Here is a 22,468-nt window from a genome sequence, read left to right as displayed (position 1 = left end):
TTAAATATGTGACGTATATATTATTTAAAGAAATCAGAGTTATAAGCATTATGCTTATCAAATATTTTATAGATTTCTAACTTATCATCTAATTTTGCATCTACTAAAATTAATATATTTCCATCGTAAATGTATTCTTCATACTTCTTAGCATGTTCTTCAGGGATTCCTAATCCGATAAATGCTCCTATTAAACTTCCAGCTCCTCCGCCAATACCGGCTCCCCCCAATAGCTGCCGCGATAGGTCCTGCTGCTACAATTGGGCCCAGTCCAGATACGGCAAGTACACCAAGACCTGTTAATAAACCACCGAGTCCGCCTGCTACTCCTCCTGCTACAAGCCCTGTTGCTGAAAAGATATCTGCTTTATGTGCAGTTTCATTCTTAACTTTTTCACCGGATTTTTCTTCAAGGTGTTCAATTTCCTTTTGATCCTTTGCAATAGCTGAAATGTTATCTGCTGAGTATCCTTTTTCATTTAATTCATTAATAACGAGTGCCGCATCATCAATTGTTCTAAAGACACCTACTATTTTTCTATCTACATTCATAACTATTAACCTCCTAAAGTTTTATATAATGTATCTTTATTTTTCTTCATTTCTGTATACACTAATCTTCTTATTAACATAACCATTTACGAAAAAAGCGAATAGTAAAAGCACTACAAGTGAACTACTTAACAAGTAAATTAAATCAAATGTAATATCAATCATCATTTCATTCATGTATACCAGGCTCCTTTTTATTTAAAGTAAAAGTATATTTTGATAGACTAATCTACTAAACATAGACATCTTACAATTCATCTTCAGTTAATCTCTTTGTAGTATATGTATACCCTTCCTAACCTTTTCTAAACGTAAAAAACTATAATTATATTTTTTCTTATTTATATGTTTAACACTTTTTAAAACGGGTATGTTTATATTGTTATGCTTACTATATGGAAAGGAATATTACGATGAACGCCATTCACTCTACTACTATTTCTTATAATGAAACACCTACAATAACTCAGATTCATCATTTTTATGCTTTAATGACAACATTTCAAACGAATGTATTTATAAGTAAACACGGAACACTTACTTCTATTAAAAACTTAAGCACATTAGTATCCTTTTTCCTTACCGTAAAAAAGAGAGAGCTTGTATTATTTATCTTTGAAGGAATAGATGCAAAAAAAGCTTTAAGAACACTCTTTCCTTCTTAAAAGTTTTGTTATCCCCTATTCCCTCGATTGTTACTTTTCATATATAGTTTTATATTTCAAAATGATTTCCTCTATGAAAAACGAGCCCCCTAATACAATAGGGGGATTTCTAGTTTGGTCTTACGAAAACTGATATAATATATATTACGTTTTCATTCTTTACGATTGAAAACTTTTAATAATCTTGAAGGTAGGAATTTCTAATGAAATCGAAAGCAAAATTTAGTATTCGTTACAAAATTATGGCTGGTTATTTAGTTATCATTTTGTTCTTACTTATTTCTTTCATTATGTTAAACAATGGGATTTCCAGTTTACAAAAATCTCGTAATTTTATTATTGATCACGATTTTAAAGTTCTTAATTTAACGAATCAAGTGGAGAAAGATTTACTAACAATTGAAAATAAAGCGAAAGGATTTATCACTTCTAATGATGCAAATTACGTTCAATCCCTTAACGCTGCGGAAAAGGATTACGAAAAACATTATCAAAATCTTTTAGCTCTATTAGAGGATAACCCTTCTCAGCAAGAAAAATTAAAACAGATTAATGAAAACATTAATAATTGGGTTAATAAAGAGATTCACCCATTCATTACGAATCACAATAGTAATAACGTACAAGCAATCGACACGACTCAAATTCAATCATTACAATCGCAACTAACTAACTTCCGTAGTGTAGAGGAGCAACTAACGAAAAAAAGAGCTGCACAATTAGATACTGAAAATAATAAATTAGAGATTTGGTTATACAGCTTATTGTTCTTACTTTCTTGTATTTCCATTATCATTTCACTCTATATTTCGAATTCCATTACAAAAACGATTAAAAATGTAATTCAAGTTATTAAATCCATTTCTTCTAAAGAAAAAATTACGGAAAGAATTCATGTGAACAGCCATGATGAAATAAAAGATTTGGCTCATACAACGAACCATTTACTAGACGAAATATCGAAAAGAGAGTGGTTGCAAACTGAGCTTGCAGAATTAATTTTAATGTATCAAGGTGTATCTTCTATTGAGATGTTAGGTAACAAAATTCTTAGTGGAATGATACAAAAAACGCAAACTTCTTGCGGTGCATTTTATGTACGTGAAGAAATTGAAGAAACTGTCTACTATGTGAAAAAAGCTTCTTTCGCCGGTCAAGGTCCTGATGTTGGAAAACAGTCCATTAAAATGGGTGAAGGCTTAATTGGGCAATGTGCTTTAGAAAAACAAAGCTTTATTCTTCGAGAAATACCAGAAGAATTTCGTTATGTTACTAGCGGATTATTAGAAATACGCCCTAAAAACCTACTAGTCATCCCTATCTTATTTGAAGATGAAGTGATCGCAGTGATGGAGTTAGTAAGTGTAACTGAGATTTCAGACTTACATCAAGAATTAATTCAACAAACCGTTGATAATCTAGGTTTAACAATCCATAGCATTATGGGACGTATGCGAATTCAAACCCTTTTACATGAATCACAAGCAATGACAGAAGAGCTGCAAGTTCAATCAGAAGAATTACAAACGCAAGCTGAAGAACTACAAATGCAAGCCGAAGAATTACGAACAACGAATGAACAACTAGAGTCTAGAACGGAAGAGGCGGAGCAAAAGACAGCTGACTTACAAATTACTAAATCAGAATTAGAAGAAAAAGCAAGTGAGTTATTACGTAGCTCAAAATACAAATCAGAATTTCTAGCAAATATGTCACATGAATTACGAACACCGTTAAATAGTATTTTACTATTATCTGAAATGTTAAAAGAAAATCATGATAATCATTTATCCGACGATGAAATTGAATTAGCAACTGTCATTCATTCATCAGGAAAAGATTTACTTACTTTAATTAATGACATACTTGATTTATCGAAAGTAGAAGCTGGGAAACTAGATGTGATTTTCGAAGCAACGAATATAAGTGATATGGCAGCAAGTATGCATCAAAACTTCTTACATATCGCTGCACAAAAAAATGTCGAATTTACGATTAAAGACAGTGACACCATTCCGGATTTGTTTTATACAGATGCAAAACGGATTGAGCAAATTATTAAAAACTTATTATCCAATGCATTTAAATTCACCGAAAAAGGATCCGTTTCTTTACATTTCGATTCAATAGAAATAAGTAATTTGAGTCATGATATGCAGTCTATAAGTAATGATTGGATGAAAATTTCGGTAAAAGATACTGGTATTGGTATCTCTAAAGAACAGCATCAACTTATTTTCGAAGCCTTTCAACAGGCAGATGGTGCAACGATTCGAAAATATGGTGGTACAGGCTTAGGATTATCTATTTGTAAAGAGTTTGCTAGACTGTTAGGTGGTTGGATTACGTTAGAGAGTCATGTAGGAGAAGGCAGTACTTTCACTGTATATATTCCTAACCTTCCAAATGGATTAACTGATATACAAGTATCCAATTTAGAAGTTGCAGCAACGATAGAAGATGTTATTCCTGCTGAAGTTGTGGAGGAAACTATCGTTACTACCGAAACAAATAACGTCTTCCAAGAGAAAACTATTTTAATTGTCGATGATGATCACCGAAATATATTTGCATTACAAAATGCATTAAAAAAACAGCATGCCAACATTATTACTGCCCAAAACGGCATAGAGTGTTTAGACATACTAAAAAACAATACAAATATTGACCTTATTTTAATGGATATTATGATGCCGAATATGGACGGTTATGAAACGATGGAACATATCCGAATGAACTTAGGGTTAAGTGAAATACCTATTATCGCATTAACTGCGAAAGCAATGCCAAATGATAAAGAGAAATGTTTATCTGCTGGCGCTTCAGATTATATAAGTAAACCATTAAATTTACATCAACTCTATTCGGTAATGAGTGTATGGTTAATAAAATAAGTGAGGTTTAGTTGGAGTGGAAAATAAGTATTATAATTTTGATCCATCTGTAGATATGGATAAGCGCATGAACTTAGAAATTGAATTACTATTGGAAGCGGTATTTAAACTATCTGGCTTCGATTTTCGCCAATATGCTCGCACATCTATTTATAGAAGAATTTGTAATAGAATGCAGATCTCTAATATTCCAACCATTTCAAAGTTAATTGAAAAAGTAATTCATGAGGAAGGGTTTTTAGAACAGTTATTAAATGATTTCTCCATTAACGTAACTGAAATGTTTCGTAACCCTAATTTTTTTAAAGCGCTAAGAGAGCATGTCATTCCTGAATTAAAAAAGTATCCTGAAATTAGAATTTGGCACGCCGGATGCGCAACTGGTGAAGAAGTATTATCCATGTCCATCTTACTTCACGAAGAAGGATTAAGTGAAAAAGCTGTTATTTACGCAACAGATATGAATACAAATGTGTTAGAAAAAGCAAAACAAGGTATCCTTCCGTTAAATAAAATGCAAACTTATACGAAAAACTATTTACAAGCTGGCGGTACACAAGCATTTTCTAACTATTATTCAACAGATAATCGTTTTGCTTATTTTAATCCATCACTGTTACAAAACATTATTTTTGCACAGCATAATTTAGTAACTGATCAATCTTTTAACGAATTTCATATTATACTTTGCCGTAACGTTTTAATTTACTTTACGAGTAAACTTCAAAACCAAGTACAGCAACTATTTTATGAAAGTTTAGGTCACAACGGATTCCTATGTTTAGGAAATAAAGAAACTCTTCGTTTTTCCGATATAATGCCGCATTATATCCAATTTAATCCGAACGAACAAATCTATCAAAAAATACAATAAAAGCGTATGAAATCCTTATTTGGATTTCATACGCTTTTTATTTCGCATTCGTTTGTATCATAATGAGGCACATATCATCTGATTGTTCTTTCTTCTGTTCTTCCTTATAAAACCCTTCTATCTCTTCTTCTAAATCTCCCCATTTCCTTTTTGTAAAAGCACGTAATTTCTCTTCAGACTCAAATTCATCATTTGCAATCGCTTCAAGAACACCATCTGTAAACAATATGATTTGAGCGTTCTTCTCAAAAGGTATAACTGTCTTTTTAACTTTTATTTCATCAAAAAATCCTACCGCGCAACTCCCGCGATTCAGTTCAACCATATTTGTTTCATCAACTAAAACGTATCCAGCAGGATGTCCTGCATTTACATATTCAATTGTTCTCTTTTCTGTATCCACTACTAAGTATATCGTTGTAAAATAATATGGAATATTGTCATTCTCATTATGTAAAAGAGTCATATATTTATTTAAGTCTTTAATGACGAGTTCTGGATCGATTAAAGATTTAATCGTTTCACGTAATACAGACGAAATAAACATACAAACTAATGAAGCAGATATACCATGCCCCATCACGTCTAATAATATAATACCGTAGCGGTTTTCATCGATTTTATACCAATAATACATATCTCCAGCTAGTTTGAATGAAGGTAAATAGCTTGCTTCAATTTTTATATGATTTTCTCTTAATGGGCTACTTAATAAATTTCTTTGTACTTGCGTAGCTAAATCTAGTTCATTCCGAAGATTTTCTTCTTGTTCTTTATGCCAATTTAATTCCGATTTCAAGCGTAACGCTACACGCATACGTGCTAATAGTTCAACTTTATTTATAGGTTTCGTAATATAATCCATTGCCCCCATATCAAGAGCTTCGGCCAATTTATTGGCATCCTCTAAAGCTGTAACAAAAATAATAGGGATATCTTTAAACTTCTCCTCTTTTTGTAATCGCCTACAAACTTCAAGTCCATCAATTTCAGGCATCATAATATCTAATAGTATTAAATCAATTTCATTATGCCTGGAAGAATCTTTTCCAAAATGTATGTATTCGAAGAGCTCTTGTGCAGAATTGAGTGATACAAGATCATGATATCCGGCTTGTTTTAAAATCTTCTCAATTACAAATATGTTAACCGGATTATCATCAACAATTAAAATGGACACAAGTTATTTCCCCTTTTCTTATTTAAAATGTAAATCTATTATCATTTTCTATTTTTCTAGTATTACATAATCAGTTACAAAATGAAAATTTCTTACTCAAACATATTTATACAACAAAAGAACAAACCCCTAGAAATAGGAATTTGTTCTTTCACTCTATAAATTTCTACTTTTAATTTAACACCATTGCTTTATCATTTAAAAGACGATCTAATTCTTCCATATGATTAGTTTCATCTGCAATCCTATCTTCTAGTTTTACAACTAACTCTGTCATATTTAATTTCGCTGCCTGTTCTTTTCTCATTTCATAACGCTTAATTGTTTCATATTCTGATTGTCTAGCGGATTCTAACATTTCTCGAACATCTTCTACTTGTTTCACTGGTAAAGGGATTGTAGTAGGTGTACCACCTAACGTCTTAATTTTCTCCGCTAAATATAGGGCATGTCCTTGTTCATCACTAATTTCAGATTCAAAGAAAGGTTTTAACACTTGTCTATATATACCAGAAACTGTAGCTGCATTATGGTTATACATAATAATTGCTGAGTATTCTCCTGCTAAATCTTCATTCAATCCTTCGATTAGTTCTTTCACATCGTGTGACATTTTTATATCTCCTCCTATACTTAATAACTACCCCTTTTCTCATGTTTTAAACATAGCTCTTTAAAATTTTTATGTATCTAAAAACGCTGCTTGCTTCAATTTACTTATCGCTTGTCTTTTAATACGAGAAACGTGCATTTGTGAAATACCTAACCGTTCCCCTGTATCTTTTTGATTTAAATTTTCTCCAAATATATAATGAATAACACTCTTTTCTGTCTCATTTAATACGTTAAAAATATCCTTTAAAACGAGACGCCTTTCTGTCTCTTCATATCCTTGCTCTACTTCACCTACAGATTCAATCCTCGCTACCGAACTGCCATCAGATGAATTTTCAACTACATCATCTAAGGAAGATACGCGATAATTATTTTTCGCATCCATAATTTCTAGCACTTCCTCTTCGGATAGTCCTAAATGATCTGCAATCTCTATAATCTTCGGTGAACGCTGCAAACGATCTGTTAGCTCCTCTATCGCAAGTCTAATCTTCCCGCCTAAATCTTTAATTCGCCTTGGAACGTGAATACCCCAAGTTTTATCACGTAAATATTTCTTTATTTCGCCTACTATTGTAGGTATTGCAAACGGCTCAAAAGCATTCCCTATCGAATAATCATACCTTCTTATTGCACCTAAGAGCCCTATCATTCCTACTTGTATAATATCTTCATGCATCGGCCCACCTTTTGAATAGCGATATGCAATGGAGTATACAAGATTTTTATAGTGATTAACCAATCTTTCCTGTGCTTCATCACATTGGTTTTGTTGGAAGTCTGCAATTAGTTTAATAACGTCTTCTTTAGTAAGATTTGTAGGTTGAGATTGGATTTCCATCATTCTCCACCTGCTCTCTTTGTATATATTTTGTCATTAAAACTGTCATGCCCTCATCATGCATAATTTGTATATCATCCATTAACGTATTGATTAAATATAAACCTAAACCATTTTCTGGCAAATGCTCTACTGATTTATTAATATCATACGGACCAACTTTACTTTTTAAGCTATTAAAATCAAAGCTAACTCCATTATCCGCAGCCATAATTTCTAATCGATCTTCATATAAGCCAAAGACAATTGTAATTTCTCCAACGTCTTCTTTATATGCATGTTGTACAATGTTTGTACATGCTTCACTAATAGCAATTTTCATATCTTCTATATCGTCATAAGCAAAGCCCATTCGATTCGCAACACCAGCCATTGTTAAACGAATAATAGCCACATATTCTGCTTTTGCAGGAATTTTCATTTCTATCTTTTCAAATCTCTCCATCATCCCTAGTCACCTTCTTTCTACTTTTTCAAAATCGGAATTCAAATTTAATATTTCTGTTAGTCCTGTGATATCGAATAATCTTTTTAGTCTTTTAGATACACCAATAAACTCTAGCTTTCCATCATTTTTCTTAATTGCTTTTAATAGAGCTATAAACACGCCTAAACCTGTACTATCCATATACTCTACCTCAGTAAAATCTACTACAATATGAACCTCTTTTTCGCTTGCAATAGGCATAATCTTATTTTTCAAATCTGATGCCGTATATGCATCAATTTCACCATTAAGTTGTACTGTATAACCTACATCATTTTGCAAAATATTTATTGCCAAATTCATCATTTCCGCCCCCTTATCTCAAACTCTTACTATTTAATTACCCATAAAAATTAATTTTAAACATATTTTTTTATTTTCATTATAAATAAATTTTCTACACCTTTCTCGGCTTAACACTTAAATCGTACTAATAAATGTTTAAAACTTATAATTTTGTGTATGTATAATGTATAAACATTATTTTTAGGGGGATCTATCTATGGAAGAGCACAACTTTAAAAAGGGAGATTTTGTTCAATTTTCTTATCGACACGATCATGCTACAAAATTAATTGGTTCCATTATTAACATACTAACGAATACAATTGTAGTAGATATCGGTAATAGCGAAGACTTATCTCATATAGAACCGAGGCAGGTCGTAAGGATAAATAATTGTGAAAAAGTAACGATGGTTTAATACATAATGAACACTCCCCCACTTAGCAAAGCTTGAAGTGGGGGTTTCTAACGTTTCGACCTAACGGACGATTAACGTCAGGGGAGTTAACACATTAGCGAGCTGTTTCACGCCTAACCCCTCTATCCCATTTGTCCATGCATTTGGGATTACTTTTCGTAAAATGTTAGCCGCAGCATTTACATCTGCATTAATTAAAGTTTTATTTGCTGAACGATATATGCCGCGCTTTATTCGTTTTCCTGAAAAAGTTGTATTTTGGTCATTTTCTCCATACGTTGGAATGAAGTCGTTATCCAGAAAACTTGCTTTCGATGTATATGATTCTTCAGTTACAACAACTTGAATGCCTACAGCATTTGCTTTGTATGTAATCATTTGAATCAGTAAACTATGTGGGATATGACAAAACGATTGGTTATTTCTTTTTCCCATATTCATTTTTTGTTTCCAGCTTTTGTTTTGACCAATAACGATTTTACAAACTTCTTCTTCTTGAGCTAGTTTTACAATACGGTGACTAACTTTATGGAAGACGTCTTTTATTTTCAAGTAACGTTTTTGATGAAGTTTTTCTATCCTTTTAGAAGTAAAAGGTCCTTCATTCGTTTGTTTTCCATTTCTAAGAATGCTTGTAAAATGACTCTTCATTTTATTGTAATATTGATTTATGCTTTTGATATGTTTGCCCTTAACAAGGACAGGTTTTATACCTGTGTTTGTTACGATGGTTGCAAGGTTATCAATACCTAAATCAATACTCATATAACGAGCATTCTCTTCAATCATTTGTTGTTCAGAAGGAACATCAATTACCAATTCCACTACATATTCATTGTATTTTGGAATCACACGAACTTGTTTCAGTTTACCTTCAGTGAAACCTAATTTCCCAATATTTAATTGCAATTTCGTCTTTGAAAACTTTAAAAATCTATCGTTTTTAATGATGCAATCTTGGTTTGTATACAGAATCTCTTTTTCAGAAGAACGAATATACTTTGGAATCCTAGGCATTCCAGCATATTTGTTTGGATTCTTTTTATAGTCTTTTAAACTAGCAAAAAAAGATTTCCAATTTTGGAACAAACCTTTCATGATTGACTGGCTACATTGCGTAGGCAAAGCTCGATAATCATTTTGAATCATAGCCTTAAATAGTGCATCTAGAAAGTTGTAATCTACATAAGGTTTTCAAAATTAGGTTCTGAAAACAAATTACATGTAATCTCTTTCTGTTCTTCTTTAGGCTTTAATTTCTCTTTTTCCAATTTCTTCTGATAGGCAAGACGTTGTGTGTCATTCATCTTACCAATATTTTTATGAATATTATCCAGAACTTCTTTTTGCAAAGGCTGCAACTCTTTTTCTTGTGTTAATCCAGTGTACACCTGGCGTATATAAAAGTTTGTGGTGTTGTACATGTTCTTAGCGTTATGACAACATTCTTGAAAATAAGAATACATACGATGCCCTTTTTTAATCCAAATTTGAAGAGTTTTATAGTTTGACGGATTTTCCTTTGTCATTTTATTCACCTCCTTGTTAAGGATATTATAGCAAAAACAGAACGTATGTTTCTTTTGTTTTCTTGAAAATAAAATATTTCTTTCGATTCACCTCACCACCTTCACTTACGTTTAGAAGTGGGAGTCCTCTCGAAAGGCATATGATAGAAAGTGTAATTTTAATAAGCGGGGGCCTTCATCCCCCGCTCATTTCTATGCAGATTACATAAAAAAACATCCAATTATTTTAATCGGATGCTTTTTTATGTATATTTATCAGTTCATTAACTTTATAGCTATATATAATAAACTTAAGATTACTATTCATTATCATACTTACGCTTTCCGCAGCATTCTAGAGAAGAATGTAACGATTAAAATAAAGACGATTGCACCTAATAAAGCTGGAAGAATAAAGATGCCTCCCCATTCAGGACCCCAATGACCAAATAACGCACTACCTACCCAAGATCCGATTAATCCGGCAATCACGTTACCAACTATACCTAACGGAAAGTCTTTTCCTGTAATCATTCCAGCTAACGCACCAATAAGTCCACCTACAATACACGTAATAATAAGTCCCACAATTAAACCTCCTATATTCGTTTTATATTGGATTCATCAAGCTTTAGTATGTAACCAAAGCTTGATGAACATATATTATTCTTTATTATCCAATTCATCACTTATCTTTTGTTTCACTTTTCCGACTTTTTCTTTTATCGTTCCCTTCGTTTTTTCCCACTTCCCTTCATTTTTCAACTCTCTATCTTCTGTAACTTCACCAATTCCTTCTTTTACTTGTCCTTTTTTCTTTTCAACTTTACCTTTAACTTGTTCTTTTAGTCCGTTCTCACTCATATTTACAATCTCCTTTTCGTAATAGATTTATAGATTTACAGGATACAAATTTAAATAGAATACATGCATCTTCTTTCTTGTAACCATTCACCGACTCTTTCTAAATCCTTAACGAATAACAAGATTTTTCCTTCATCCAGCTTTTCTTCGTAGAAGTTCGCCTCTTCCTCATTAAGCCCTAACTCTTGCATCTTATTTCTTAACTGATCTCCTGTGTTTTGAAAGACGTTAATAATGCTTGTCCCAAGTCCCTCCTCTTTTATCCCAATTGTATTCACGTCTGCATTGTCTGCGATTCTATCTGTCCTCTCTTTCTCATGTGTTAATACGTAAATATCTTTTTGGTCTATCCCTTTCTTCACTAGATCATTCGCCGCATTCATGACCTCTTTCTCCGTAATAAATTCATATACAAAAGGTTTACTATACTTCGTTTCCATCTTTAACTTCCTCCTTTAAAATGAATTATTTGTTATATTATATGTAGTACACCCATTTTCGAAATGTTAAACATAAAATATGAAAAAAGTTATGTGAATTTTGATTTTAATAGAGAATGAACATCATCATTTACCTCTTTAAAACATCTTCTCCTTACAATAACTACCTAAATCAACAGAAAATTTTTATAATTAAACTTGAGGAGGGATACTATGAAAAAAATCATATCTATATGCGCTCTAACCGCTTTATCTTTCACCTTAATAGGTTGTACAAGTACCTCGGCTACAGATAAAGCTTCACAAGTTAAGCAAGAACATACACAAAATACCTTTCAATTAAATTCCGCTAATATTACAGACATTGAAATACTGAAAACAACAAATCATACTACTTCCAAATCTCAAACAGATAATGAAAAAATGATACAATCTATCGTTTCAGCAGTTCAAAATGGAACACCTAAAACAATCACTTTAGATCAAAAAAAGAGAGAATCTGCACATTCTACTATTACTGTTACATATAAAGATGACTCAAAAGAAGAATTTCTTGTGTGGGCTGATAATAAGGAGCAAATTACGATTGCTAAAGATGAGAAGAAAGATAAGGTAGAAGGTGTGATAGTGAATATTAAAGATGCTAAAATAATGAAGGATTTCTTTTAAAATTCTAGTTAACGTTAAAAAAAGTAGGATTACATCCTACTCTTTTTTTAATCATGCTCAATAAATAGACCTTTATAAAATCTATTTAAGGTCTAATTTTGCTAAATCATGTTGTAAAACATTGTTTCCTTCTTGTGGGTTAAATATGATTGCACTAAGACCAAAAACATTCGTAACAACATCTCTATCTTTCGGACGAATGATTCTTACTTCATAAGCAAAAAGTGCTGGAGGAAGAGCTGCTGAACGAAAAGTAACATATCGATTAGGTGGCAATGTTTGTGTTGAAGGGTCTATTAATGGTAACAATACCGGAGAACCTGATGACCAATCAAACATTTCAACTGTTACTCTACGAGTATCATCTGGATCAACATTCATAGCTTCAACAGTAAGAAATAACGTAGCGGAATGTCTACGTAATACACCCGTTGACAAAGTTTCATTGTGATGTTTATGACATCTTCCAGGAGGATGACCATAGCCATAGCTCATATCAATTCCCCCCTTTCATTTACAATTAAGGACAAGTATTCCTTATAATATATAATGCTAGTATTATTTTAATGAAAGGTATAAAAGCGGATTTCTATCTATATTATTAGATATTTTATTTTTCATTTATTCGCTCTTAAAGAATAAAACGAAACTTTAATCAGCCCTCACCAATCCGGGTCTTACTACCCGACAAATAGCGGTATAAATCTATTTTAAAAAGGACCTGCTCCATTCATTCATAAAAGCATAAAGTAAATGGAATCCGTTAAAACACATGAGTGACCCCTTGGTTTTCCCCTCTTATTAAAAGGAGGAACTGTTATGGGCTTTGGTGGTAGTTGTGGCGGCTGTGGCTTCGCTGGAGGATTTGCTTTATTAGTTGTATTATTTATTTTATTAATCATCGTTGGAGCTGCTTGCTTCTGCTAAAAACTATCGAAAGGACACTCACGTGAGTGTCCTTTCTTCATGAAAAAAGCTCTACGCAATGTGCAGAGGTTCAAGTGTAACGAATACTTTAAAAATGTAGTATTACATTCCCCCCTCCAAAATGAACTTCGATGCTATAAATTTCGTTTAAGTGCAATCTTAATATTTTAGTTTAATAGCAATATGGTGAAACTTTATTCCAAACAATATTGCTATTGCACCAAAGTAAAACAAACTGGACAACCTAGATTTCAAAAGGAAGACACCTTAAAGGTTGTCTTTTCTTCATAAGTAAAAAAAGCCCGCCTATTTCCGTAGGCGGGCTTTATCTTTATTACACAATATGAAAGTATACTCTCTTTTTCTTTGAAATTTTATGTAATTATACATATTCATGAAAATAGAAGAAGTGAAATTGTACGTTTAGATACAGTTTGGCAACAAACTAACTGTTTTCTTGTGCATTAATAGACAACTACTGCAAGAGTTATAGTTTTTATGTTTTCATTTCCTTTTTGCATTTCTCTTTTAATTAGACGAATGCTTTTTGTAGTACATAATAAAAAATATCCAGAAAAACTGTCACAAAATCTGTTTTTCTGGTTTCTCTATAATACAGGTATCAAATTGAAAGTGAGGTTTAAACAAACATGTTAACCATAGAAAATGAAGAAAGTCATACTTCTGATATGACCTTTGAAGATTTATTTAAGCAGTACTATGCTTACGCTGTGAAACAAATCATCTGGATTGTTAAAGATCAATCTATCGCTGAAGAGTTAGCACAAGAAGTATTTTTACAATTATATCGTAGTGATTGGAAAGGAATTGAAAACATACCTGGATGGTTGATTAAATCTTCTACTTATGTAGCCTATAACCATTTTCGATCTAAAAAAAGGCAGCAAGCGAAGATTGATAAAGAAATACAATACCATGAAGTACAAAATGTTTCATCATTAGACGATGATTGGATAAGAAAAGAAGAAATTACAAAGGTCCAAACGATACTAAATAAAATGAATGATCGAGAACGAACCCTTTTACTAATGAAATTCTCTGGTTTTCAATATAAAGAAATTGCAGAAGTACTTCAAATTGAAATATCTTCTATTGGAACATTATTGGTCCGAGCCAAAATGAAATTTCGCAAGATTTATAAACAAATGGAGGAGGCATAACAAATGAAATGTAATGATATCGGATTTATTCAAACATATATTGATGGAGAACTTTCTCATGATATAAGAAAGGAATTTACAAAGCACCTAGATACATGTGAAGCATGCCAAGATTTATTAGTAGAAATCACTAGATTAAATCAATGGGAAAACGTAATGCTAGATGAAGAGTCTGCAAATTCACCACAAGAAATCAAAATTGATATAGAACAAGCATGGAAAACATTTGAAAGTCGTTCCAAGTCAGACAATGTTTCTAATATAAATTACAAAAAACAACAGAAGAAGGGACTCTTTACAAACATGAGTAAAAAATCAAAACGTTTCATTTATACAGCAGTAGCTGCAACAGCACTTTTTACAGCAGCAATGATTCCACAAGTACAAGTGGCGGCTACAAATGTTGCCTCATATTTTTCTGATGCAATTACAAATGATAAAGTTGTAAATGAAGGAATAAAAGATGAAAATGGTATCACACAAGATATGATGAAGAATGGTAAATATATTCCTATTGATGAAAAAATTACAGATCAAGGTATTACTGTACATCTCAAAGAAGTATTTATCGCAGATTCACGTATATCAGTTCATTATAGAATGGAAAAAGCGGACGGAAGACTATCATTTATCCATGATTCAGATGATTATCTTCCTTTTGAACTTATGGCAGCAGGTAAAAAGTTAGATAAAATAGGCATTCGTGATAATGATAGACCTGAAGGTGTTGCTACATTTGTTATAACTACTGAAGAAAAAGACGTTTTTAAACAGCCTCTTACTTTAGATGTAAATATAACTAGAATTGGAAAAGTAATTGGTTCTTGGAAAGCTCAAATTCCAATTGATACTTCACATTTGAAAAATAATACGAATTAACATGAAAAAAAGAATAGAACAATATGTATCTAATTCTCAGTTTATATGTTTCCTTGTTTTCGTTACATTTATTTCTTATATAGTTTTTATTTTATCTTTTATTTATGATTTAAGTTTATAACCTTAAATCAATCATTTAAAACCATTACAAGAAAAAGATCTCTAAAAAAGTAGGGAAATAAATAACCGGTTTCTTAACGTATAAGGAATCGGTTATTTTGTATTTAAAATGCGTCTAGACGTACAATTTTCTTTTTATAAAAAAGAATAGACACCCTAAGGTGCCTTCCTCCGATTTGAACCATCTTAATTTTAATAATATGTATTGGATTTCCGTGCAGCGGTTAACAAGAAAATAATAGCATTGATGACACCTAAAAGTCCCTGCTTAATCCACATAGATAATGCAGCATTTGTGCCAATGGCTAGAAAAATAAGCCTTACTGTGTATCTATTGAATCTCAGTATAGACAACCTCCGGATGGGACTATATTTAAGGGAATTTCATTATTTTTTTGTTCCGTAAAACATTGTACTTCCTAGTGAAGAGAAATTCAGTTTTACTTCTATAACTCGCCCTGTTTCCACTCTTTATTATGGATATCTAATCCTTCTTGACCAAAGAAATGGAGAATAAATTCTTTTTCATCACTATCAATTTTTTTAGCTAGTTTAGATCCCTCCATACTTTGCTTTTTTCCTGAACGTAAATAATGAATTTCTTCAAAGTCTTTAACTACAGATTCGAACTCTCCATCATACCATTTGTTCAGAATAGATTCATATTTTGGTTTTTCATCATTATTAATAACATTTAAGTTGTTTTTTAAGTATTGAATGTTTTCTTTCGTCATTTGAAATCGCCCTACATCACGGGTACCGGAAACATGAAGATTATTCCTATTGAATGTGAGTTTTTGTAAAGACATATGTATCATCATATCATTTATAGTTTGCTCGTTTTGGATTTCACCAATCGACTGTGCTGCTTTAGAGAGTTCATCTTCACTTACTACATAACTATCTTTTTGCTGCTTTTGAATGGTTTGAACTTTCGGTTTTTCCTGAACCTTTTCTTCTTGTTTAGGTTTTGGTTCAGTTGTAGTCTTCTCATTTGAGCTACAAGCAGCCATTCCCATAAGCAATGTACCGCATGTTAATACCGTTAGTAACTTTCGGTTCATTTTTTTCCGCCTATCTGTATTAGTTATTTTAAACAGTTTTTTTAATGTAAGATTTCTCATCTCATAGTAGCAAAGAATTTATCTGTATATTGTCATGTTTTGTCGAAGAATAATAAAAAACAACCTAGATCCTATAGGATCTAGGTTGTTTTTAATACGTAAACGTAATCGTCACTAAAGAATACCCTTCTTTCGCATTGTACGGCTCCGCTTTATAAGAAACTCGGTTTGCCCCTTGCGGATAATCGATTTCGCCAATTACCTTTTTCACATCTTGTAGTGCACCATTCATTGATTGCTTGTATAACACTTCAATTTTCTCTGGTTTTGCACTATAGCGTTGCTGCATTTTATTTTTTAATTCAGTATAATTATTTGCAATATATTCATTTCCTAGATAGTTTAACTTTGTATCTTTTAATATTTGCTGATATGCAGGCGTTTTCTTACTACCTGCCGCAATTTTATTTGTCAGTGTACTATAATAATTTGTTGTCGCTTGCGGATAGTCTCCGCGGTTCCACTCATGATTTTTTGCGATTTGTTCATCTGATAAATTGAAATACGAATACGTTACGCGGCCCTGCTCATCTGGAACCGGATCATCGAATGTTGTATCAAGGTGATACCATTTGTTTTCGATTTTCACTAAATTCCAAGCATGAGGTTGTCCGTCCCCAGTTCCTGTCACGAAATGATTTTCAATTCCTGCTTCTTTTAATAATTGATAAGTTAATAGTGCGTAACCTTGGCAAACCGCAGAACGATTTACAAGTGCTTCATATGCTGTATAAGCTTTATAAGACGTATCATAAGAAACATGCTTTACTACGTAATCATGAATCGCCTTCACTTTTTCGTGATCATCCATTCCAACTTGAGTAATAGAAGAAACGATTGCTTTCGCTTGTTTCATGACATATTCCGTCTGTTCTTTCGTTTCACGATATGTAATCTTAAGCGTAAACGTATAATTTCCAGGTGATCCAGAAAGCCCATATGAAACATTCGATCTATTATTATTTGTATACTCATTTTTACTTGCCACTTCTTTATATGCGTTAAAAAGTGTATTCATCACTTCGTTTGTATTATTATTTTTCGTTTTATATGGCAGTGTAATATTTGTCTCGTATGTATTAATACGCTTTTGTACTTCCTCTTTAAACGCTTTTAATAATGCCGCATCCCCTGTATCTTTCACATCAGCATTTTTATACTTCAAAGTTTTATATAAAAACTGCGCATACTGTTCACGTGTTACTGTGCCATACGGTTCAAAATTCCCGTTCCCTGTGCCATCTGCGATTCCATTTGACTGCACTGCACTAATTGCATTTTCTGCCCAAAATGGATTTGGAACATCCTTAAAGGTATGTTTTTGTTTTGCCGCAAGATGGAAAGCATTCGTAAGAATTTGTGCCATTTCCGCACGATTCACAGAAGCTTTCGGTCTAAATTGGCCATTTTCATCACCTTTAAAAACTCCTAAATTCGTTAAAGTTAATACCTCTTCTGGAAACATTGTAGAACTTTGATTAATATCACCGTAAGGATTTTTAAACGTAGACCCATCCTTTAATACGTAACGAGTTCCATCATTACTAAACGAACCGCCTTGTTTATTCGGTACTAACACTCGATAAATTAAAGCCGCAACTTGCTCCCTTGTCGCAACATCTCCAAAACCAAATATCCCATTTCCATAACCGGAAATAATATTCTTACTCGCTAAATCTTTAATCGCAGGATATGACCAATGTGATGTCGGCACATCAGAAAAAACACCCACTTCAGCAGCTTTTACATCGCTGCCATTTGTATATAACAACGCACCACCAATCAGTGATAATGATGTAATTGATTTTAATAGTTTTGTATACATAATGTCTTCTCCCAATACGTTCTCTATTTTTGTTGGTTTATGTCGAAAAATCTAAAAATATGACAAAATATATTATACAATTAAAAGTTTTTGAGGGATATATTGAATTTTAAAATATGCAAAAATTCATATTGTTATAAGGATTCATAGTAATATTATGTTATTTTACTTGCGAATATATAAATAAAAAAAACGCTCATTTGAGCGTTTCATCTATATACCTAATAATTACTTTTTTCTACACTTCGAACTCTTCTTCTGTAATAATCCTTTGATCTAACAACTCTTTATACTCCAATATTTCTTTAGCCCCACGGCTCTCCATGCGTATATTGTATAACACTTTTTGTATTGACCTTTGCTTGGTCCGTTGAAAGGTTTACTCCATTTAGAAATAGTTCTATTGAATTTTTCACCACTAGCCACAAAAATATCTTATAATCTTTATATAATAAATTACAGTATTAGGGGTAGATAAAATGCCAGTTACACTCGAACTTATTCTTTTCATTCTTATAGCAATTAGTGCTGTTGGCTATTTAATAAAAGAATTTCAAAAAACTAGGAAACGAACACTTGGAATTTCACTAGAATTTTTAGTTCTTTTCTGGTCAATATGGAGAATATCAACTCTCATAATCTAATTTATAAAACATGAATTCCTTCGAATGAAGTGAAACTTTAATCAGTGAGAGTTTTATTCATCCCCCACTGATTATTAGTTAAACCAATCGGGATTTTACGGGATAAATTTACCAGTATTTTTACCACAACATTCATGTTAAAATCCCTTGTGAGTACGACATAACTCGACCTTATGAAGCTCCGCAGCTTTTATCGCGGAGCTTTTTTTATTTAAATTAACGCTTTTGTTCACTTTTTTGATACATTAACGAAATATTCATATGTTACGTTATATAAGTCCTTTTTTAAATCATATTCATTCTAGCAAAAAGTCCTAGTCCCCCTAGGACTTTTTGCATTCAAATAATGAATTGTCTTTTTTCTCAATAACCGAAGCTATTTAACGTGTTAAAATAATAATTGGACTGGCATCCAATACCATATTACAATGGAGCAAATCGCAAGAAGGCACCTTAGAGTGTCTTTTTTGTACATAAAAAAATCTTACCATCTTATAGAAACGATAAGCCCTTTAAAACAATAATTGCAACTATATTAACTTTACATTACATTAAGGTTAGAGAATGTTCTTATATTAATAAAGTGCTAAATAGTAGGTGAAAAAATGGAATTTAACGATTTGGGTATTACCATTAAAGAACTTAGAATTAAAAAAAATATATCACAATCCGACTTATGTCACGGAATATGTTCACAAAGTCAAATTAGTAAGATCGAAAAAGGTGTGATTTATCCATCTAGCATATTGTTATATCAATTATCAGAAAGACTCGGTGTTGATCCAAATAGTATATTTGCACTAACTCAAAACAAGAAATTAAAATATACAGAAAATGTAAAATACGTAATGAGGGATTGCATAAGGCAACATCAATATAAAGAGCTTTATGAAATAGTAACAAGAGAAAAATACACAAATAATTTTCAAACAAAAGAAGATAAACAATTTCTAATATGGCATGAAGCAATTGCTATATATTGTGTGAATAACTCAACAAAAGTGGCTTTAACTCTTTTAAATAATGCACTAAAACTAACTGTAACCAATATTGATTTTTTATCAGAGAGAGAAATAGATATTCTACATACAATGGCTATACTTCATGCAGAAAACAAAGAATACAAAAAAAGTATTACTATCCTTAAAAGATGTTTAAATAATTTTAACAAATTAGATTTTCCTAGAGATAAAGAAATTAAATTGAAAATCATTTATAATTTAGCAAAAAATTTAAGTTACACATATCAATACGAAGAAGCAATAAAATACATTGATAAGGGTATCCAATTAGCTATTAATCTAAATACTTTTTACTTATTGGGTGAACTATACTATGGAAAAGGTTCAAATTTATTAAAGCTTAAACAATATAATGAAGAAGATGTTGCTAATAACATGAGAAAATCATTATTTATATTTGAATTAACAAAAAACGAAAAAAAATTACAAATAATTAAAGAAGAATATTTCGAAAACAAAAATAACCACTCATAATTTCATAAAAACTACTTACAAATCCTACAGAAAAAATCCTTATAGCTTTTAAACTTAGATCGATAATATTAAAATAATTTAAGCCGGCGGAAGGCACCTTTAGGTGTCTTTTCTTTATTTTTACAAGGACCTGCTCAATTAATTTTTAAAAACATAATAAGGAATATTGTTTTATTTATCTCATTTTCATTCATGCTATATATAAAATTCGTTAATAAACCCACCTCAAATACTAGTTCCTTTTATAAGCCGTTTTTTTGATGTAGATGATATTATTCTCAATACAATAGAATGAATTATTGGAACATACTTAGCAATATATATCAAAAAATAATATTAAGAAAACCCCTCCACCTTAAGGTAGAAGGGATCTTCTAATTTCTATTTCAAGCTACCCAAAATTTCTGTAAAGGTACCCTAAGCGCATGTGTATCTGGATATCCTAAACTTCTTTCACCAACTACCACTCCTCTGCCGAACGATCTTTCACCGATAGATTGTATGCCGTGAAGTGCTACTTGTAACATTTCAATTTAGATATACGACAGTAAAGAATACATTATCACAGTGTCAGCAAGCAAAAGTGTATTCTGCATTTCTGAAAACAGTAGATGGCAGATTGTGACCTACTGAATCTGCTAAGAAAGAATATACAAGAACATCCTTAACATCCTCTTTATTTCCACTAATGATGACATCAAGGAAATCTTCTATTTGAAATTCTGGAGTAAACAACACAATCTTAGTTGTTCTGTTTGGTTCTAAAGAAACAAAAGTACGAGAGATTTCAACTAATTCATTTTGAGTTGGGAAAAAGGTGTTTCGACTTCTCTTAACAGTTACCGTTACATTACTAGTATGGCAGCGTGAATCATTGTTTAACATAATGTTGAGAGCAGTTGGAATAATCCCATTTTCAGAAACTGGAACTCGAAACACTCCAGTAGATTTATGAGCCATATAATCAGATCCTTCCAAAATAAAATATATTTACAATATATTAAATGCAAAAAACGTTCATTTTGATATGGACAAATTATGTAATTAATATATTTATAATAACCCTTGGTATTACTAAGCCAATGTTTTAAAAGATTAACAAATATCGCGAGAACCAATCGAATGTATATTAAAAGTAAAAAGAATAAGATGTCTAAAAGATCCCCTATTTTGAGCCAATAATGAGACATTATGTTAATCTTATATGTATAGCTGCACAAAATTGAGAAACTTAAGGAGACAGATAAATTTTATGAGAAAATTATCTATATTACTTACTTTCATTCTAGTATTAGTCAGTATTACGGCTGCTTGCACACAAGATAAAACAGATAGTGCCGTTGAAAATGGTCCAATAGAAGAACCAACCGCAAAAAATGAAAATGAAGAATTAATAAATTTTGAAGAAAAAGAAGAGATAAGCCGCTTGGAACAAGGTATTTTATTAGTTGGTGAGAGTGTTAAGGGAGGCTATTACTTGACCGCTGTTCAAAGTGCATATTTAAATGCTAGCAACGATTCCGTCATTGTTAATGTCTCTGTAAAAAATGTACGAGGTCAAACGATTGGATTATCAGAATTAAAATATAACTTAAAAGATGAAAAAGACGGAAAGATCTATAAAGGAAAGGTGCTTGATCAAAACCCTTCTGATATACAAGTTAAACCAAATGAAACGGTAGAATTGAAAATAGCTTTTGAAGTACCACGTACCGCAGATGAATATATGTTTTATATTGAAAGCTCTTTAGACCCTCTACAAACATACTGGAAAATTGATAAGCTGCAATCACAAACAAACTAAATCTGAAATAAGCAAAAAGCAATGAAAAATTTGATATAGATACAAATGAATACTATATAAACGTAAGACCATCGATTTAATGAATCGTTGGTCTTTTTCAAAAAATGCCCCATTAAAAACTAAGAGATAAAAAAGAACTAATCTCTAGAAGAGATTAGCTCAATATATCCAAAGCT

Annotated in this window: 23 protein-coding genes and 3 pseudogenes; 10 read left to right on the top strand and 16 right to left on the bottom strand. The window is 31.7% G+C overall.

Annotated features, from left to right (window positions below):
- Positions 1–20: 20 nt before the first annotated feature.
- Positions 21–552 (bottom strand): annotated as a pseudogene (locus tag MR169_RS15280) (general stress protein).
- A gap of 36 nt (positions 553–588) precedes the next feature.
- The gene (locus MR169_RS15275; protein WP_001004567.1) at positions 589–729 is read right to left on the bottom strand and encodes a hypothetical protein; all 141 of its coding nucleotides are present in this window, start codon (positions 727–729) and stop codon (positions 589–591) included.
- Between the two features lie 236 nt (positions 730–965).
- Between MR169_RS15275 and MR169_RS15270 the strand changes: the two genes are divergently transcribed.
- The 3 genes from MR169_RS15270 (at position 966) to MR169_RS15260 (ending at position 4,985) form a co-directional block, all read left to right on the top strand.
- Positions 966–1,217 carry a hypothetical protein gene (locus MR169_RS15270; protein WP_000991358.1) on the top strand — a complete coding sequence of 84 codons (252 nt, stop codon included), beginning with the start codon at positions 966–968 and terminating at the stop codon, positions 1,215–1,217.
- Between the two features lie 203 nt (positions 1,218–1,420).
- The gene (locus MR169_RS15265; protein WP_000836709.1) at positions 1,421–4,111 is read left to right on the top strand and encodes an ATP-binding protein; all 2,691 of its coding nucleotides are present in this window, start codon (positions 1,421–1,423) and stop codon (positions 4,109–4,111) included.
- Positions 4,112–4,127: 16 nt separating this feature from the next.
- Entirely contained in the window at positions 4,128–4,985 is an 858-nt protein-coding gene (locus MR169_RS15260) for a CheR family methyltransferase (RefSeq protein WP_000429024.1), read from the top strand.
- A gap of 37 nt (positions 4,986–5,022) precedes the next feature.
- Here MR169_RS15260 and MR169_RS15255 read toward each other — a convergent pair whose 3' ends face one another.
- The 5 genes from MR169_RS15255 to rsbV form a co-directional block, all read right to left on the bottom strand.
- Complete coding sequence (locus tag MR169_RS15255) at positions 5,023–6,165, bottom strand: fused response regulator/phosphatase (protein WP_000025506.1); 1,143 nt, start codon at positions 6,163–6,165, stop codon at positions 5,023–5,025.
- Positions 6,166–6,337: 172 nt separating this feature from the next.
- Positions 6,338–6,778 carry a ferritin-like domain-containing protein gene (locus MR169_RS15250; protein ID WP_242319624.1) on the bottom strand — a complete coding sequence of 147 codons (441 nt, stop codon included), beginning with the start codon at positions 6,776–6,778 and terminating at the stop codon, positions 6,338–6,340.
- 69 nt (positions 6,779–6,847) lie between these two features.
- The gene (gene sigB, locus MR169_RS15245) at positions 6,848–7,624 is read right to left on the bottom strand and encodes an RNA polymerase sigma factor SigB (RefSeq protein ID WP_033682779.1); all 777 of its coding nucleotides are present in this window, start codon (positions 7,622–7,624) and stop codon (positions 6,848–6,850) included.
- A complete protein-coding gene (rsbW, locus tag MR169_RS15240) occupies positions 7,587–8,069 on the bottom strand; it encodes an anti-sigma B factor RsbW (RefSeq protein ID WP_001999230.1) in 483 nt (160 codons plus the stop codon). Before rsbW ends, sigB begins: the two co-directional genes overlap by 38 nt.
- Positions 8,070–8,075: 6 nt before the next feature.
- Positions 8,076–8,414 (bottom strand): anti sigma b factor antagonist RsbV, encoded by a 339-nt coding sequence (rsbV, locus tag MR169_RS15235; protein WP_001999229.1) that lies wholly within the window; start codon positions 8,412–8,414, stop codon positions 8,076–8,078.
- A 196-nt stretch (positions 8,415–8,610) separates the two neighbouring features.
- Between rsbV and MR169_RS15230 the strand changes: the two genes are divergently transcribed.
- Positions 8,611–8,811 (top strand): methyltransferase, encoded by a 201-nt coding sequence (locus tag MR169_RS15230; RefSeq protein ID WP_000390990.1) that lies wholly within the window; start codon positions 8,611–8,613, stop codon positions 8,809–8,811.
- Positions 8,812–8,871: 60 nt separating this feature from the next.
- On the opposite strand, the pseudogene MR169_RS15225 reads toward MR169_RS15230, so the two are convergent.
- The 4 genes and pseudogenes from MR169_RS15225 to MR169_RS15210 form a co-directional block, all read right to left on the bottom strand.
- Positions 8,872–10,340 (bottom strand): annotated as a pseudogene (locus MR169_RS15225) (RNA-guided endonuclease InsQ/TnpB family protein).
- Between the two features lie 315 nt (positions 10,341–10,655).
- Entirely contained in the window at positions 10,656–10,907 is a 252-nt protein-coding gene (locus MR169_RS15220) for a GlsB/YeaQ/YmgE family stress response membrane protein (RefSeq protein ID WP_000522902.1), read from the bottom strand.
- 75 nt (positions 10,908–10,982) lie between these two features.
- Positions 10,983–11,183 carry a CsbD family protein gene (locus MR169_RS15215; protein ID WP_001293468.1) on the bottom strand — a complete coding sequence of 67 codons (201 nt, stop codon included), beginning with the start codon at positions 11,181–11,183 and terminating at the stop codon, positions 10,983–10,985.
- A gap of 50 nt (positions 11,184–11,233) precedes the next feature.
- Positions 11,234–11,623, bottom strand: coding sequence for a YflT domain-containing protein (locus MR169_RS15210; RefSeq protein WP_000448812.1), 390 nt, complete (start codon positions 11,621–11,623; stop codon positions 11,234–11,236).
- Positions 11,624–11,836: 213 nt separating this feature from the next.
- On the opposite strand from MR169_RS15210, the gene MR169_RS15205 reads away from it, so the two are divergent.
- Positions 11,837–12,292 carry a hypothetical protein gene (locus tag MR169_RS15205; RefSeq protein WP_000720862.1) on the top strand — a complete coding sequence of 152 codons (456 nt, stop codon included), beginning with the start codon at positions 11,837–11,839 and terminating at the stop codon, positions 12,290–12,292.
- An 81-nt stretch (positions 12,293–12,373) separates the two neighbouring features.
- Here the strand turns inward: MR169_RS15205 and MR169_RS15200 are convergent, their stop codons facing one another.
- Positions 12,374–12,787, bottom strand: coding sequence for a hypothetical protein (locus tag MR169_RS15200; protein ID WP_000120203.1), 414 nt, complete (start codon positions 12,785–12,787; stop codon positions 12,374–12,376).
- 324 nt (positions 12,788–13,111) lie between these two features.
- Between MR169_RS15200 and MR169_RS15195 the strand changes: the two genes are divergently transcribed.
- From MR169_RS15195 to MR169_RS15185, 3 genes are all read left to right on the top strand, one after another.
- Positions 13,112–13,219 (top strand): YjcZ family sporulation protein, encoded by a 108-nt coding sequence (locus tag MR169_RS15195; protein WP_000505670.1) that lies wholly within the window; start codon positions 13,112–13,114, stop codon positions 13,217–13,219.
- Between the two features lie 650 nt (positions 13,220–13,869).
- Entirely contained in the window at positions 13,870–14,400 is a 531-nt protein-coding gene (locus MR169_RS15190; RefSeq protein WP_000955515.1) for an RNA polymerase sigma factor SigX, read from the top strand.
- A gap of 3 nt (positions 14,401–14,403) precedes the next feature.
- Positions 14,404–15,279, top strand: coding sequence for a DUF4179 domain-containing protein (locus MR169_RS15185; protein ID WP_242319623.1), 876 nt, complete (start codon positions 14,404–14,406; stop codon positions 15,277–15,279).
- Positions 15,280–15,845: 566 nt separating this feature from the next.
- Here MR169_RS15185 and MR169_RS15180 read toward each other — a convergent pair.
- Both MR169_RS15180 and MR169_RS15175 read right to left on the bottom strand, forming a co-directional pair.
- Positions 15,846–16,463, bottom strand: coding sequence for a DUF6241 domain-containing protein (locus MR169_RS15180; RefSeq protein WP_242319622.1), 618 nt, complete (start codon positions 16,461–16,463; stop codon positions 15,846–15,848).
- Positions 16,464–16,614: 151 nt separating this feature from the next.
- Complete coding sequence (locus MR169_RS15175) at positions 16,615–18,348, bottom strand: S-layer homology domain-containing protein (protein WP_242319621.1); 1,734 nt, start codon at positions 18,346–18,348, stop codon at positions 16,615–16,617.
- Between the two features lie 1,249 nt (positions 18,349–19,597).
- Between MR169_RS15175 and MR169_RS15170 the strand changes: the two genes are divergently transcribed.
- Positions 19,598–20,488 carry a helix-turn-helix domain-containing protein gene (locus MR169_RS15170; protein ID WP_000395461.1) on the top strand — a complete coding sequence of 297 codons (891 nt, stop codon included), beginning with the start codon at positions 19,598–19,600 and terminating at the stop codon, positions 20,486–20,488.
- A 443-nt stretch (positions 20,489–20,931) separates the two neighbouring features.
- Here the strand turns inward: MR169_RS15170 and MR169_RS28485 are convergent.
- Positions 20,932–21,018, bottom strand: a pseudogene (locus tag MR169_RS28485) (dihydroxyacetone kinase, ATP-dependent); the annotation flags it as partial.
- 40 nt (positions 21,019–21,058) lie between these two features.
- Complete coding sequence (locus MR169_RS15165) at positions 21,059–21,448, bottom strand: hypothetical protein (protein ID WP_000940659.1); 390 nt, start codon at positions 21,446–21,448, stop codon at positions 21,059–21,061.
- A gap of 292 nt (positions 21,449–21,740) precedes the next feature.
- Here MR169_RS15165 and MR169_RS15160 point away from each other — a divergent pair, with 292 nt between their 5' ends.
- Positions 21,741–22,292, top strand: coding sequence for a DUF4352 domain-containing protein (locus tag MR169_RS15160; protein ID WP_001228898.1), 552 nt, complete (start codon positions 21,741–21,743; stop codon positions 22,290–22,292).
- The last annotated feature ends 176 nt before the right edge of the window (positions 22,293–22,468 follow it).

The organism is Bacillus cereus group sp. BfR-BA-01349, from assembly GCF_022663795.1.
In the GTDB taxonomy this organism is placed as follows: Bacteria; Bacillota; Bacilli; order Bacillales; family Bacillaceae_G; genus Bacillus_A; species Bacillus_A cereus.
This window is presented reverse-complemented; position numbering and strand designations above follow the sequence as displayed.

Coding starts and splice junctions, on each gene's coding strand:
- MR169_RS15180 (WP_242319622.1), bottom strand. CDS start 16,463: ATGAACCGAAAGTTACTAACGGTATTAACATGCGGTACATTGCTTATG.
- MR169_RS15210 (WP_000448812.1), bottom strand. CDS start 11,623: ATGGAAACGAAGTATAGTAAACCTTTTGTATATGAATTTATTACGGAG.
- MR169_RS15195 (WP_000505670.1), top strand. CDS start 13,112: ATGGGCTTTGGTGGTAGTTGTGGCGGCTGTGGCTTCGCTGGAGGATTT.
- MR169_RS15230 (WP_000390990.1), top strand. CDS start 8,611: ATGGAAGAGCACAACTTTAAAAAGGGAGATTTTGTTCAATTTTCTTAT.
- sigB (WP_033682779.1), bottom strand. CDS start 7,624: ATGATGGAAATCCAATCTCAACCTACAAATCTTACTAAAGAAGACGTT.
- rsbV (WP_001999229.1), bottom strand. CDS start 8,414: ATGATGAATTTGGCAATAAATATTTTGCAAAATGATGTAGGTTATACA.
- MR169_RS15175 (WP_242319621.1), bottom strand. CDS start 18,348: ATGTATACAAAACTATTAAAATCAATTACATCATTATCACTGATTGGT.
- MR169_RS15200 (WP_000120203.1), bottom strand. CDS start 12,787: ATGAGCTATGGCTATGGTCATCCTCCTGGAAGATGTCATAAACATCAC.
- MR169_RS15250 (WP_242319624.1), bottom strand. CDS start 6,778: ATGTCACACGATGTGAAAGAACTAATCGAAGGATTGAATGAAGATTTA.
- MR169_RS15190 (WP_000955515.1), top strand. CDS start 13,870: ATGTTAACCATAGAAAATGAAGAAAGTCATACTTCTGATATGACCTTT.
- MR169_RS15185 (WP_242319623.1), top strand. CDS start 14,404: ATGAAATGTAATGATATCGGATTTATTCAAACATATATTGATGGAGAA.
- MR169_RS15265 (WP_000836709.1), top strand. CDS start 1,421: ATGAAATCGAAAGCAAAATTTAGTATTCGTTACAAAATTATGGCTGGT.
- rsbW (WP_001999230.1), bottom strand. CDS start 8,069: ATGATGGAGAGATTTGAAAAGATAGAAATGAAAATTCCTGCAAAAGCA.
- MR169_RS15270 (WP_000991358.1), top strand. CDS start 966: ATGAACGCCATTCACTCTACTACTATTTCTTATAATGAAACACCTACA.
- MR169_RS15275 (WP_001004567.1), bottom strand. CDS start 729: ATGAATGAAATGATGATTGATATTACATTTGATTTAATTTACTTGTTA.
- MR169_RS15205 (WP_000720862.1), top strand. CDS start 11,837: ATGAAAAAAATCATATCTATATGCGCTCTAACCGCTTTATCTTTCACC.
- MR169_RS15215 (WP_001293468.1), bottom strand. CDS start 11,183: ATGAGTGAGAACGGACTAAAAGAACAAGTTAAAGGTAAAGTTGAAAAG.
- MR169_RS15170 (WP_000395461.1), top strand. CDS start 19,598: ATGGAATTTAACGATTTGGGTATTACCATTAAAGAACTTAGAATTAAA.
- MR169_RS15160 (WP_001228898.1), top strand. CDS start 21,741: ATGAGAAAATTATCTATATTACTTACTTTCATTCTAGTATTAGTCAGT.
- MR169_RS15165 (WP_000940659.1), bottom strand. CDS start 21,448: ATGGCTCATAAATCTACTGGAGTGTTTCGAGTTCCAGTTTCTGAAAAT.